This window comes from Enterococcus sp. AZ163, from assembly GCF_050498925.1.
In the GTDB taxonomy this organism is placed as follows: Bacteria; Bacillota; Bacilli; order Lactobacillales; family Enterococcaceae; genus Enterococcus_A; species Enterococcus_A ferrettii.
In genome coordinates, this window is record NZ_JBIPAO010000003.1 from 141,532 (window position 1) to 155,943 (window position 14,412).

13 protein-coding genes are annotated in these 14,412 nt (G+C 39.2%); 1 reads left to right on the forward strand and 12 read right to left on the reverse strand.

Annotated elements, in window-relative coordinates:
* Window positions 1-675, forward strand: coding sequence for a DUF2922 domain-containing protein (locus IGI46_RS22255; RefSeq protein ID WP_429974308.1), 675 nt, complete (start codon window positions 1-3; stop codon window positions 673-675).
* 769 nt (window positions 676-1,444) lie between these two features.
* On the opposite strand, the gene IGI46_RS22260 is transcribed toward IGI46_RS22255, so the two are convergent.
* The 12 genes from IGI46_RS22260 to IGI46_RS22315 form a co-directional block, all read right to left on the reverse strand.
* Complete coding sequence (locus IGI46_RS22260) at window positions 1,445-2,101, reverse strand: ribulose-phosphate 3-epimerase (RefSeq protein ID WP_429974309.1); 657 nt, start codon at window positions 2,099-2,101, stop codon at window positions 1,445-1,447.
* Window positions 2,098-2,544, reverse strand: a complete 447-nt coding sequence (locus tag IGI46_RS22265; RefSeq protein ID WP_429974310.1) for a PTS sugar transporter subunit IIA — start codon at window positions 2,542-2,544, stop codon at window positions 2,098-2,100. Before IGI46_RS22265 ends, IGI46_RS22260 begins: the two co-directional genes overlap by 4 nt.
* Window positions 2,545-2,548: 4 nt before the next feature.
* Window positions 2,549-3,682, reverse strand: a complete 1,134-nt coding sequence (locus IGI46_RS22270; RefSeq protein WP_429974311.1) for a hypothetical protein — start codon at window positions 3,680-3,682, stop codon at window positions 2,549-2,551.
* A complete protein-coding gene (locus IGI46_RS22275; protein ID WP_429974312.1) occupies window positions 3,675-4,871 on the reverse strand; it encodes an NAD-binding protein in 1,197 nt (398 codons plus the stop codon). The genes IGI46_RS22270 and IGI46_RS22275 overlap by 8 nt, the downstream gene beginning before the upstream one ends.
* Window positions 4,872-4,889: 18 nt before the next feature.
* Window positions 4,890-5,747, reverse strand: coding sequence for a PTS system mannose/fructose/sorbose family transporter subunit IID (locus IGI46_RS22280; protein ID WP_207703564.1), 858 nt, complete (start codon window positions 5,745-5,747; stop codon window positions 4,890-4,892).
* A 2-nt stretch (window positions 5,748-5,749) separates the two neighbouring features.
* Window positions 5,750-6,514, reverse strand: coding sequence for a PTS mannose/fructose/sorbose/N-acetylgalactosamine transporter subunit IIC (locus IGI46_RS22285; protein ID WP_207703563.1), 765 nt, complete (start codon window positions 6,512-6,514; stop codon window positions 5,750-5,752).
* 15 nt (window positions 6,515-6,529) lie between these two features.
* Window positions 6,530-7,003 carry a PTS system mannose/fructose/N-acetylgalactosamine-transporter subunit IIB gene (locus IGI46_RS22290; RefSeq protein ID WP_429974313.1) on the reverse strand — a complete coding sequence of 158 codons (474 nt, stop codon included), beginning with the start codon at window positions 7,001-7,003 and terminating at the stop codon, window positions 6,530-6,532.
* 183 nt (window positions 7,004-7,186) lie between these two features.
* Window positions 7,187-9,691: a sigma 54-interacting transcriptional regulator gene (locus IGI46_RS22295; RefSeq protein ID WP_429974314.1), complete on the reverse strand. Its 2,505-nt coding sequence runs from the start codon at window positions 9,689-9,691 to the stop codon at window positions 7,187-7,189.
* A gap of 185 nt (window positions 9,692-9,876) precedes the next feature.
* Window positions 9,877-10,458 (reverse strand): SIS domain-containing protein, encoded by a 582-nt coding sequence (locus IGI46_RS22300; RefSeq protein ID WP_429974315.1) that lies wholly within the window; start codon window positions 10,456-10,458, stop codon window positions 9,877-9,879.
* An 11-nt stretch (window positions 10,459-10,469) separates the two neighbouring features.
* Window positions 10,470-11,720, reverse strand: coding sequence for a PTS ascorbate transporter subunit IIC (locus IGI46_RS22305; RefSeq protein WP_429965661.1), 1,251 nt, complete (start codon window positions 11,718-11,720; stop codon window positions 10,470-10,472).
* A gap of 12 nt (window positions 11,721-11,732) precedes the next feature.
* Entirely contained in the window at window positions 11,733-12,008 is a 276-nt protein-coding gene (locus IGI46_RS22310; RefSeq protein ID WP_207703558.1) for a PTS sugar transporter subunit IIB, read from the reverse strand.
* Entirely contained in the window at window positions 12,001-14,070 is a 2,070-nt protein-coding gene (locus IGI46_RS22315) for a BglG family transcription antiterminator (RefSeq protein WP_429974316.1), read from the reverse strand. Before IGI46_RS22315 ends, IGI46_RS22310 begins: the two co-directional genes overlap by 8 nt.
* Window positions 14,071-14,412 lie beyond the last annotated feature (342 nt).

Here is a 14,412-nt window from a genome sequence, read left to right on the forward strand (position 1 = left end):
ATGTTAAAACTAAATGCTTCATTTGAAGACGAAATGGGAAAAAGACACCGTTGGTCTTACAATGAACCTAATCCAAATCTAACACCTGAGGAAATTCGCACGTCATTAGAAACCCTAACCACACTGAAGTTATTTGAGAAAGACAATGTGAAGCAATTTCAAAAGGTGGTTTCTGCTAAATTCGTAGAAACGATTGAAACACCACTCTTTGATTTATCAAAACCAGCCCCACAAGCTTATGTAGCAGATCCAGATAATGTATTTACACCGCAATTTGTGATTGAAGAAGTATCCCAAGTCTCTGAAGAAGTTACTAAAATTGATGAAGCTGCCATCGCTTTAGAAGAAGAAAAAGCTGTAAAAACACTGGCTGCACCCGCTGAACAAGGGCCAGTAGCTCCTGTTTCAGTGAAAGCAGTAGAAGCTGCTGGTATGAAGAGAACCGCTCCAGCTGTTGTTCCAGCAAAAATTTCTGTGCCGCTAGCAGCTGTTTCTGAAGAAATGAAATTTAATCCTCTTCCAAATGATTCAGCTAAACAGCTGCTTGAAGCGACTGAATCACACGAACCTGAAGCTCCTGTTAAACCGATCAACCCGCGAAAGGCTCAGGTAGATCGAGTTCGAGCCTTCCATGAAGCCAAGAGGAAGAAAAAAGGGACGAAGAAGAAACGCTAAACTGCCTTTCTTCCCTGCCCTCACCTGTCGTAAAGGGGGTGACACTTAATTGAGCAGTGTTTCTGGCGGTGGCTGAACTCCCTGAAAGGAGGGATGCTTGTATGCTTACCCTAGGAAAGGATTCTCCGCCATGACTGTGTTTCAAGCGTTGACGCTGGCAATTGCCTTTGCGACCTTGATCATCACCATTGATCGACAGAACAAGAAATAGATTCTACTCTCACAGTCACCGTCTTAAATGGTGCTACTGAGGTGCCAGCGCGCGGCACCTCTTATCTGAGTAGAGGGTTACTATTTTTCTGCTACATAAATGAAAGCTGGATTGAAGAATTTGTTCATTGACATCAGAATATTTTTTAGAAGGATCTAGCTGCTTCGGAACTCTCAGAAGATATCAGGAAACTATTGCAAAAATAAGTGGCAAGTAGTATGTATTTGGCGGGTGCCTTAGAAATCTTTACTTGAATCTACTGCTCAATGAATTTGAAAAATATTTACTTCATACCCAATTCCAAGTCGGGATTTTTATTTTTCGATTTTTCTCTATAGCATTTTAAACTTAGAAAACCTTTCAACCGAAAAAAAACGACTCAAGGAACTTGATCATTTCCTTAGAGCCGCATTCATTTACACATAATGGATTGTTCTGTACTATCTATTTTCATACATGATTATTAGAGTTCTTTATAGCTTTATGAGCTTGTTTCAACAAGAAACAGCATTCGTTTTGAGTCCTCAGAAGTCGAAAGCAATCTTTGTAATTGTCTTGTTATGCTTCTAAACTTCTCAAAGATTTAATCAGATTATCGTAAGTCTCTTCTTTTTTAAATAAAGCTGAGGTTCCTAAGACAAATCCATCCACACTCATTTTGAGCTGGTTTTCTATTTTATCAGGCGATAGTGCCCCATCTGTATAGATTTCAAAGGAATAGGCTTTTTCCTCTCTTAAATTGGCAAGCTGTTGAATTTTTGCATCGACAAGATCAAGATATTTTTGTCCAGCAAAGCCTAAATTAACTGTCATTACAAGAACAGCATCCACCATTGGCAATAGCTCTTGAATAGTGCAAATAGAAGTGCTGGGACTTAGGACAATGCTTGCTTTAAGTCCCTTTTCCTTTATTTTTTGAATTGTTTTACTGGGTTCAGGATCTACCTCTGGATGAATATGAACCATATCCCCTGAAACCAATTCAAAATAATCGATAAACTGATAAGGTGATTTCGTCATTAAATGGACATCCAATGGTTTCTTGGAGACTCTTTTTACTGCTTGGATATCCTGCTGTCCTAATCCAAAGCTTTTGACGAAGTGTCCGTCGATTACATCAATATGATAGCCATCGACACCTGCTTCATCTAATTTTTTTATTTCCGAATCAACTTGAGAAAAATCAAGACACATTAACGAAGGCAATAATTTCATGACGGATCTCCTCCATTCACATTAAATAGTTGCTTTAAGTCGGCAATACCTTCACTGCCTGCGGTGATCGCTTTTTCTTTAAGTTCTTGAACATTTCCGACTGTCTGACTGTTAACGACCGCTTCGATTAACATCGGGAGATTCACACCAGCGACGAACTCGACATTGGGCGTATTCTCGTTCAGTTTATTTAAAATTAAAGCACTCCGATTTGATGGACTGCCACCCAGCAGGTCGATAAAAACCAAAACTTGTCTCCCTTGTTCTAAAGAAGTAAAGATTTTCGATTGAATTTCTTGTTCTAAATGCTCTACATCATCGCCATGAAAGAAGCCAACATAAGTGATGGGGGTTGTTTCTCCGACAATGAGCGTTACTGTTTCTTCAAAAGCTTTGCTTAGTGGTCCGTGTGTAGCGACTACAATATCAATCAAGCTGCTCACTCCCTTAGTTATTCAATAAATTTAGCAATTGAATGGATTCTCGATTTTTTTTGATTTCTTGATAATAATACAAGGTCTTTTCTATATAAGGTGCATCCTCTTTGATTTCTAACAGTTCAGCCAGTAATTTTCGGTGGTCACTAGGCATTTCGGGTTCGGTGATCCCTTGTAGTTCTTCCCAATAAACCAATGCCGCAGCTGCATTAAAAGGTAAAATCTCTGTATCCAACTCATTTTGTCTAATAATCGTATAGGGTGCATAGATTCGTTCGGTTTTGCCAAGCTTACGTTTGGCTGCCCGACCGTTTTTAATACAGAAATCGATAATTGCCCGATCCTTAAACTTAGTCATCGCTTTGTCAGAAAAGTCTTTTTGCTCTTCTAGGGGAATGTTAAAATATTTTGCCAAGCTAGGATTCAAGCTTTCCTGAAGCTGATCGATCATCGTTAAAATTTCAGGATCATTTGCGGCGTCACCAAATAATTCGTAGCCTTTAAGATACCCTAAATAGCTTATGATCCCAGCAAAACAGTTATACGTATAAATTTTACGTTTTAAATAGTTTTCAAAATCATGGATCTTTTCTGCTCCATTAAAATCAAGTGTGCCCTCAAAATGATCGGTATCATAAGGGAAGTGGGTGATATTTTGTGACAAAATGTCCAACCGTGTTTGTTCTAGATTGATTGTTGAACAAAATACCGCCGTTTGTGACACGTTAAAATTTAAATCCTGTTCAAATACTTCTACTAAAGCTTCGTGAAGAACTTTTCCAGGGTTAATGCCGTTTTCACAGGTTAATAATTGTGGCAGGTTTCTATCCGACTGCCAATTTTTACGGATCGTTGTGGCAACGGCTTTTAAGTTTTGTTCACCTACAGCGGTAAAAATCATGTCTGCTGTTTCCAAAACTTCGGATAAATCATCCTCCACATGATAGCCGGTAATCTTTTTTACAATAAAAGGGGTGCGATCTTTATTGTAAAAATGAATGGAAAAGAAGCCATCTTGGTTTATTCGCTGGATCAGTTCCTTATCCTGATCAACGAAGACAATTTCTACGTTTTTTTCAACTAAGTATCTTGCTGTGTAGCCTCTACCTGTCTGACCTGCGCCAAAAATGACTACTTTATTCATCTTCCTTCACCTGCTTTATCCATTCTTTTTCTTTCAACTCATCAATCGCCGCAAGTACCAATTTTAATAAAGCATCATTTTCTTTTAGTCCAGACAGCTCCTCTAACGTTTTGATATCTCCCTTTTCTTTTCTCATCTCCTGCAGCTTTACGGAAACCGGATCTTCCTCGTTATCATAGTAAAGCGCAGCTGCGATTGCTTTAGCAAGTGCCCTAGGCTCAAACCCTGAGTCTAAGGCCATCTTTGCAGGGCCGATTAAGCGATCGGTCGGCGATAACTTGCGAATTGGATCTCTAACGATACGATCCACAGCATCAATAATTGTTCGACTTTGGTATTTTTCTTTGGCAATCTGAGAAAACTCCAGCTGACTCTCTTCTGATACCTGCAATTGAGCGATCAACGCTCGATTTATCTCATCGTATCCTTGATCAAGTAGTTCAACTATTTCAGGATCGTTCGCTGCGTCACTCAATACTGTATACCCTTTTAGCGAACCTAGGTAGGCAATCAACGCCACACTGGTATTATTTGTATAAATTTTTTGATACAGCATCTTGCCAAACTGCGGATCAAACTTAAAATATTGCCAGTCAGGGAGTTGATTAACCGTTATTCGTGCTTGATCGACGGGAATCTCCCAATAATCCTGCACCCAGGTATCCATCTGGTTTTTCAGATCAAAATCCGCTGGTGCTGAGGTTCCTGAAGCGCGAATTACAGCTTGGCTAACATCATTTCCGTCTTCAAATTTGTTTTGCTCCGCTTCAGATAAACCATTTAGAATCGCTTCGTGAAGTTCCTCCGCTGGTGTGAGCCAATTTTCACAGGTGATGAATACATTTTTGGGAAGCTGATTTTGCTGATACAACTCATGGTAAGCTTCTGAAATTTTTTCTCCCACACCTGCCAGATTTTTACCGCCTACTGCAGTGAAAACAACGGTGGATTCTGCCAATTCTGTTGCCAGTCGTTCTTTATCAGAGAGTAAATATGCCTGATAATGATCAATAACTGTATCCTTTTCTGCGTTTCCCAAAACATGAACGGTGTACGTTTTATACTCATTTAGCTGTTCCACCACCGATGGATTCACATCAAAAAATGTCAGCTCTACCTGATTGCGTTTTAATAGCGACGCCACAAATCCTCTACCTATTCTACCTGCACCTATAATAATTGCCTTCATCAATACTTCCTCCCCGTTCTAAATAAATCCAATCAAAACTCCTACGACTGCAATCATGACTAAAATCAATAGCAATTTGGTAGAGCTAAGATTCTTCTTCATTAACAAATACAAGGTGAGAAAAATAATCGACAATGGTAAAATCCCTAAAATGATCTTATCGAATAATTCTTGGATAACCATCTTATTGGCTCCTAAGTTAATGACCGCCGAAGAGGAAAGCTTCACTGTATTTGCAGCTAACCCGCCGATTGTCACTGCCCCAACACTGGTTGCCATCGTCATATACTTTTCTAATAAACCGCCAGAGAAGATTTCGCTAATTCCTTCTTTTCCTTTCGTAAATAGTTTGCGAAACCCAAAGTAAGAAATACCGTAGTTAATCCCTAGTGTCGCCACCATATAAAAGATTGGTCCAAAGAAGCTCCCGCCAGTCCCTAGCGCAATCGCAATAGAGCCGATAATTGGAACTAAAGTTGCTTGTCGTAATGTATCCCCAACACCGGCCATAGGTCCCATCAAACCAGTTTTCATACCTGAAATATCTTCGCTTTCAATAGGAACACCCGCTGCTTTTTCTTCTTCCATGGAGAGAACAACGGCTAAAATAAATGGCCCTGTTAACCAAGGCTCGGTATTATAGAATTCCATATGGCGAGCCATCATTTCTTTTCTTTCCTGCTTGTATTTGTTGGCATCTGGATACAAGCGTTCCATGACATGGATCATTGTCCCTGCCATCGCCGGACCCTGCATTCGCTCCCACGAATAAGTCGTTTGTGCTAAGCTGGTCCAGTAAATAAAGGCTTTGTTTAAATCCTTTTTCGTTAATTTACGGGATTCGTCAAAAGTCATCTCATTCATTTGATTGTCCATTTTTAGACCTCCGCTTCATCTTTAAATTTTAAGTCTGCATAGAAATAAGCAATGATCGTGGCAAAAACTGCTAATAGCATCATTGGCAATTCTGCATAAACAACTAAGAAATAGCCCAACAGGAATAAAGGAATGATTCCTTTTCGATTCATAATTACTTTAAGGGTTAAGGCAATCCCCAGAGCTGGTAAAACACCGCCGATAGCACTAAGAATACTCATCGGTGTTCCTTCTAGAAACGTTAATAGGGAAGAAACAGAGCTGCCTCCCAGCTTTAAAATCAGCATCACAGGAATCGCGCTAATCGCAAAAGTAGATAATTGAGACGGAACTAAATGAATGAACATGATTTTATGATAGGTTTCTTTTTCTACCATACGATCCATCCATTGAACAAAGAATGAGTTGATGGTTTGTCTGACATTCCAAATCAGTGTTCCAACTAATCCAAAAGGAACGGCTAGGGAAATCGCTACTTCTGGTGAAGAGCTGGACATAATGGCTAAAGCGGTCCCAACTATCCCGGCAATACCTGGTTCGCTGGAAACAGATCCTCCCGGTGAGATAAAACCAATAAAGAATCCATTGATTGTCGCACCGATAATTAATCCGGTTAACGGGTCCCCCAAGATAATACCTACGATCGTCCCTGCCACAATCGGCTGCCGGACAGAAACACTGGTCAACCCTGTTAACCAAGGACTATTTGCAACAGTAAAATAATATAGAACGCCAATTAAAAACGCTTGAATAAGTGAAATTTGCATGTTGGTTCCCCCTCTTTAAAGAACTGACGAAAGTTGAACTTTGTTAGTATCCGGTGTTACTTGGAAAAAGACATCTAATCCTTTTTCTTGCAGCTTAACCAAGGCAGCTTTTTCATCCTCTGAAGCTGAAATATTACGATACAATGGACTTCTTTCAGGCTTGGCTCCCATTCCGCCAACACCTAAACTTTGAAAATTGACACCCTTTTCAACCAGCTCAAGCACTACATTTGGCGTTTTCACGAGAACAAATAGTTTTAGCTTGGGATCGTCTTTACTTAGATAGTCAACCGCTTGTTCAATCGTTAGTACCTCCAACTTAATCTTCCCAGGCATCGACTGTTTCATAACCATCTGTAAAAACGTATCCTTGGCTACTTGGTTATCAATAATGACCACACAATTGGCTCCAGTCGTTTGAACCCAAGCGGTCATAACCTGTCCATGCACCAAGCGATCATCAACTCGTGAATAAACAATATTTTTCATACATTTTTCCTCCTTTGTTGTTACTTTACTAAAAGCAAGTATCGTGCCAACTCGCTAAAACGCGCTTCAGCATACCTAAAGAAAGCAAAATGCACACATAAAGGAGGATTCTCCAAATGTGTGCATTTTATTCCTTTGATGTGTGCAGCTGCGAAGACCGCATTCTAACTTGTGTGCACGGAGCTATCCTTCGAGATTAATGATTATCTCGATCAAATACGCCATCTCATCATCACTTAGTTTAATTGTGTATGCATTTTCGATTAGAATCATTTCCGTACGAAGAACTTTATAAATGTGTGCATGCTGTGAAATGTCCTCCGCCGTTCTTGGATTGACGAGGGGTTCTTTCCGAATTCCTCGCTCGATCATGCTGTGGCAATGGAACTGCATCTTGATATAAACCGCATCTGTGATGACTAATTTCAAATGACTGCATATTTTACTGATTGCTTCATTTATTAACGGAATTGATTTTTTTGTCTCAATAAAGTTGGTCGAATCTTTGATCAACTCGAAGATTCGAGCATCGTATCGCAAAACTTCTGCTAAATCTTTTTTCTCATCTTTATAGGCACTGATAACTGAAGCGGCCTTTGCCCCTTCCAAATAAGCCGCATCATGAGCAATTTGCTTGATAAGTTCATTTACAGTCATGCCGGGAAGTAGTGATTTTCTCGTTGCTTCTAAAACAATCGGTGTGCTAACAGAGCTGATCAGCTTTACATTCAGTCCTGTGCGCTCTGAAACAATTCGATCTAAACTCACTAATGACCCCATATCTACAAGTAATAAGAGTCCATTATGATAGTTTTCCCTTTTTATCTCTTTTATTACTAGCTCAACTATGTCGGTAAACGAGTCTGTTAATCGCATATCTATCGCTTTCGCGTGATCACAATCTAGCAGATCATTTGCTACCTTCGCCATACTGCTGCCCGTGCTGTCTCCATGCATGACAATCAGAACGCCCACACCATTATTTTGCTTTGAGACTTGAACAGCTTCTAAAAACATGCAGATTGCCAAAATTTCGTGATCGGGTAATTTGATATTGATGTGTTTTCCTAAAGAATCATAGACAATTTGATAGATACCAAAACGATCGGAATACTTTTTTTCGCGCGTTTTTGCGGGTGATTCCAATCGTCCTGATTTTAGCTTAACTTTAACTGATTCAATATGAAGGGCCAAGCTATATCGGACTTGATTATCGAAGAGCAGTTTTCTTTCTTTACTTACCCGATCGAATAGTTCTTTTACTCCATCGAATACTTCTGGAGAGATTATTTTGCCTAATTGAAAGGCTTTATTATCCACTGGCAATTCGATGGAGAAAAACTCTTCCAATTTTCTTTTAATATCGGTTGTCTCAAATGCTTGATCCGCACTTGCCATTTCAGAATACATATTTAAGATACTTTGATAAAGGACTTGCTCCTCTTGATAGGTATCAATCGAGAGAGATTTCCCACCGATTGTCTCACGACTAATATTCTTCCCATTAAAGAATATTTGAGAACCTACGCTATCCAAGAAGTTGCTTGTTACTACTGCATTGCGCTTTTCTTTGGCAAATAAAATTCGTTGTTCTTCATTCATTTGCATGTGACCACTCGTTACTTCGATCGTTTCTGCATCACTGATAATCGCTTCAGCAAACGCACGGGCACAGATCATTTGAATATCATTTTTAAGCTGTCCGATATTTCCCACACAGTCATAAATGCAGAAAAACTTGATCACATCCTTGTGAACATTCATTTGATTTTGGATCTTGGTGGATTCATACTTAAAAAAGCTCTCAATCAGCTGAAATCTTTCTTCTGTTTTTTTACTCTTCAACCCTTCCAAATGAATAACGTTCGGTATACGTCGTCGAAAAGTCGCTAAGATACTCTCATCGACATTTTCTGTAGTCGCTCCAATTAATAATAGATCCACTTGGTGCTGCTCATTATTATTCTCTCCAAGTCTCCGAAACGTCCCATTATCAAGGATCGAAAAAAGCATTTCTTGACCTTCTGGAGGCAGTCGATGGATTTCATCCAAAAATAAGATCCCCCCATTGGCAGCATCCACTAATCCACTTTTCTCTTTATCCGCACCTGTAAAAGCTCCCTTTACATGGCCAAACAAGAAAGAGAGAAGCAGCTGAGAGTTCCCAGCATAATCCGCACAATTATAATAAACATACGGTGCGTTCTCTTCTAATTGGCCGATATCTAAGGCATATTCATGCATTGTTTTCGCAAAGGTAGTTTTTCCGACACCGCTTGGTCCCGTAATCAACGTATGGATTCCCCTAGGCGGATACAATATCGCTGCCTTCGCTTGGTTGACAGCATGTGAAAGACTGCCGTCGTAGCCAATCAGCTTTGAGAAAGCATCCAGCTTAGCATCTTCCTTGTGTTCCTTTTTGTGAGAGAAAATAGCCTTCCACAAATCATTCACATCTCTCCAGGTTGTTTGCTCTAACGCTAAAAAGTTATAAATATATTTGACTGGTTTTCCCTTAACCTTTAAGAAACGCCCCTCATTGACTTCTTGATTCAATACTTTACTTACTCTTGTTCTCTCAAACCCCAGTGAATCTGTAATATCTTTCGTTTCCAAAGAAATGAGCAATTTATCTTTTTGATTGATTTTTGTATTTTGTCTGACGTACTGTACAATTTGCTCACGCATCGGACACCCTCCCCATTCTGAAAATAAAACGATTTCTTTAACCTTATCATATTTAGCAAACAAAAAATATTCATTTTCCAGATGACGTTTTGATCCTTGTCCTTGCCGCCAAAAAGACCGAATCAACGGTTGATTCGATCTCCTGCTCTCTTTTTATTCAAACAAATGCCCAACTGAACTAGTAGTTACGCGTATTTCTCTTCCGAATCATTCTTCAATAACTGAGAAATAACGTGGCAGAAATACATGTGTGCATCCTCAACTACCCCGTAATTCTTTGATTGAATCACTTCACAGTAATCTGAGTAGGTTTTCATTTCGCCATTGTAATCACCTAAGATCGAAAAGACCGTCGCATCATTGTCTTTGGCATATTTGAATGCGCTGACAAGATTCGGTGAATTACCTGACACCGATAAACCAATAACAAGATCCTTTGGTTTTAAATAGTTTTTCAATTGCTCAGTAAAAACCTCTTCATAAGCGACATCGTTGGACAACGCCGTCACAAGCGGACTGTTATCTACTAAGCTCTGAATATGCAATCGCTTATCCTGCTCCACCGTAATATTTTTACTGAAATCTGCTACCCAATGACTGGAAGAAGCGGCACTCCCGCCATTTCCCAGCATAAATATTTTTCGATCCTCTACTCGTGCTTGATTGATTTCATTTTTCAAGGTTTCGATAAATGTTACATCAATTTCGGAGATCGCGTGAAAAAAATCTTGATTATATTCCTCAATATATGTTTTCGTGTTTGTCATGTTGTTGCCTCCTAGTTTAGTAGTTTTGCAATGAAATCAGAGAAGAGTCCCACGACCGTGAAATCGGGATCTCCAAAGGTCATATTATTTGAAAGTCCACCTACCACCGCCATAAAGACAGCGGGCAAGATGGAAATCAGCAAGCCATTCATTACCGCACCGGCAATTGCTCCTCTTCTTCCCCCTGTACTATTGCCATAGATAGCCGCTGTCGCACCGGTGAAAAAATGTGGCGTCATGCCTGGAACAATCACGGGTAATTTCGAAAAGCTAAGTAGCAGCATTCCCAATAGCCCAGCTAAAAAACTTGAGATAAAGCCAATAATTACTGCATTCGGGGCGAAGGGGAAGACGATCGGGCAATCAAGAGCCGGTTTTGCTCCTACGATTACTTTGTCCGCGATTCCTTGGAATGCGGGAACAATTTCAGTCAAAGCCATTCTCACACCAGCTAATACAACATAAACCCCTGCCGCAAAAGTAATTCCTTGAATTAAAGAAAAGACGACAAAGAATTGCCCTGAGCTTAATTCAGTTTCAATATATGCAGGCCCTGCAAAGAATCCAACAATTACAAATAAGATGGTCATCGTTAGAGAAATTGCGATAGAAGAATCTCTGAGAAAGGATAAGCCTTTTGGCACATTGATATCTTCTGTCGATTTGCTCTTGTTTCCAATAATGCCGCCTAATTTTGAAGCGAGAAGATACGAGACTGTTCCTGAATGACCAATCGCAAAGTCATCGGAATCTGTTATCAGTATCGTGTTTTTCTGGATAAGTGCTGGCCCAATTGCCATATAAGCTCCTAGAATAATAGCACCGATAACTACCGCCAGCCACGGAGTAACTCCACTAAAGATCATTGCGAGCATCCCAGACATGTACATAGTAAGGTGTCCGGTCAAATAAATATATTTAAAACGAGTGAACTTCGCGATCAACAAATTGACTGCCATACCAAAAATCAGAATGAAAGCTGCCGTGCTGTATTTTTCATTGGTCAAAGCACCCATCGCATCTGTATTCGTTACCACTCCTTGAAGCCCAAAAGCTTGAGTGAACATCTGATTAAAAATCGTTAGTGTTCCCGAGATAATTCCCGCACCGGCTCCCAGCAAAATGAACCCCATAATCGTTTTTATCGTCCCAGTTAGTATATTCGTAAAGGGTTTTTTCAAAAGCAATAAACCGATAAAAACAAATATTCCAATCAGGATTGAAGGAGTTCCTAAAATATCGCGTACAAAAATATCGAGCATTTTATCTCCTCCTTATAAATCGAATCCTTTTTCAATGGCCGCCTGCAGGTCTTTTTTACTCATTAAATTAACCAATCCTTGAATGTTTTTCTTTCCATCTTCAAGGTTTTCTACAATCGATTTATCGCCAATATAAAGATCAGCGACCTCACCCTTCGCAGAAGTTAAGTCCGTATGGCTTACTTCCATCTCTAGACCCATTTCGGCAAGAACTTTTTTGATATTCATTTCAACCATAAAGCTGCTGCCTAACCCATTACCACAAACAATTAAAATTTTCTTAGTCATTTTCTGTTCCTCCTTCTTTGATCAAATCCATGATCGACTGCTTGTTCTCACATTTAAATAGCTCTTCCGTTTTTGTTTCATCAGAAAGAATTTCCGATAATTGCGCTAATGCTTTCAAATGTAGAGAATTGTCAACCGTTGCCAAAATAAAGATCAAATTCACGTCTCCTTTTTCTCCAAAAGAAACGCCTTCCTCAAGCTTCAGCAAACTCATCCCAAGCTGGTTCACACCGTTCTCCGGTCTACTATGCGGAATAGCTACACCTGGTGCAATAACAACATATGGACCGAATTTTTCAACATCCTCGATCATTTTTTCAACGTAGCGAGTTTCAATTTGTTTTCCTTGAATAAGCGGCTCAGAAGCCAGTTGGATCGCTTCTTTCCAATCACTTACAGAGTGTAAAAATTGGATATGTTCTTCTATTAATAGGTCTTTCAACATAGGTTTCCCTCCAGCAGTTACAGATGTCCGATTAAATATAAAGTTCGTCAATTCTTTTCTTACTTTTTCTTCATCATGAATCGTTGCGTAACTTTCAATAATATCCAAGACCCCGTCCATGTAATGCCTGATCTGGTAGCCTGTGATATCTGTTCCTAATTGTTTCCGAATCGCCTTTATTTGATCAATTCCCAAGAATGGCTCGATTTGCATAAAGGGATGATTCGTAGCCGTTTCTAAATAAATCGTTGATAAAACTAAATCAATCGGATTCATTGATGGTTCTAAGAGTGTGAACTCTTCTTTCGAGTAGGGGCCAACTACATTAATTTCTGGTATCTCATTCGTCAACTGAATCGATAATAAATTCGCTGTTCCAATTCCACTGGCACACACGAGAATCACTTTCTTCTTTTCAGTCTTTTCAACGTGGTTTTTGATTTCTCCACCAAAATAGACCGTAATAAAGCCAATCTCATCTTCTGAAAATTTTCTTTTTGCATACTCTTCTAATGAGCGAACAGACAATTTAGCAATGGTGAAGATATCTTGGTACTCTTTTTTTAGTTGATCCAAAATTGGGTTAATGTTTGGAATATCGTAGATCAACCGGTAGTAAGCTCCATAAAGATGAGAATAGAATTCTTCTAAAAAACTTTCTTTTTGATTAACATACACCCCTGACAACCGTTCAAAAGAGGCCACGATCCGCACAGTGATACTAAATAATTCCTTATCAATCGACGTATTTCTCTTTCGATTTCTTAACCCATTCAGCTGTCCACTAATCAAAAAGGTTTCAAAAAATTGAAGTTCACTGGATTCAGTCGTTTTCAAAAGCTGCTCAGCAATCTTTATCTCCGAAGATTCATCTTGCGGCTGCTCTTCACTAATGAGGGAGTTTTCAATTAAGCTGGTATTGATTCGAATGTTAATTGATCCAGCAAATACACTCAGCAAGTATCGGATTTCATCTGTATAGACAATAGCGTATTTATTTTTTGCTTGATCAATGATAGCCAAGCAACGGGTCACATCTGATCTAAAAGCTTCTGCTTCGACGATAAATTCATCAAACACTGACAAGATTTGGTCTAATCCGTAGTGAGAACGATAGGCATAATATTGAATTACTCTGAAGAGAAATTTCCTCGTTTGTTTTTCCGATTCTGGCTTTAGGTAATGACCGTCCTTATCCACGGATAGTTGGATAGCTTCTTGTGACGAGAGTGTTTTTAAATCTTTCAGTACGGTATTTTTTGTAACTGCGTTCAACTCTTCCAACCGAGAAATAGTGACGGCTTTGTTTGAGAAAAACAGGCATAGAAACGTGCGGAATTTTCTTTCTTCGGCATCAAATCGAGTAACTATGATTTCTTCATTTGTGAGTTCCAGACTTAGCTTTTCAACCGTTGCTTCTTCAAGATAGTAGCCGGAAATCTTTGAATATTGAATCGGAACCAGCTGATATTGTCTCAACCATTCATTGATTTTTGAGATATCATAATAAACTGTTCGCTTAGAGACAGAATATTTTCTGATGAACGTCTCTACAGAGATATAGTCAGGTGAAGTTTTCAAATCATTCAGCATGTTTTTTCTTCTCAGCGTCAGCATAATACCGCTCCTAATTAGTTTATTTTTCTACTCTTATGATACCATGCACAGCTCGTGAACTTTGTCATATCAAGGTTATTGCTCATTTTAGTTTCAGCGTTCTGTTCAATATGGGATACTTTCCGTTCTCTTTTCTACTTCTTCGAATTCGTTTGCCCTCCTTTTCATTTATTATTGTATGTTCTTTGGTTTTCGGATGTAAGTTGAATCCCTGTACTATAAAACAGTGCAAAATAGTTTGCTTGTTATGACCTGTAACTATTTTATTGCAGTAATTGTACTTGGTTCAAAAAAAGGCGAGCTTCTTTTTTATAAACTCACAAGTAAATAGGCTCTTGAGAA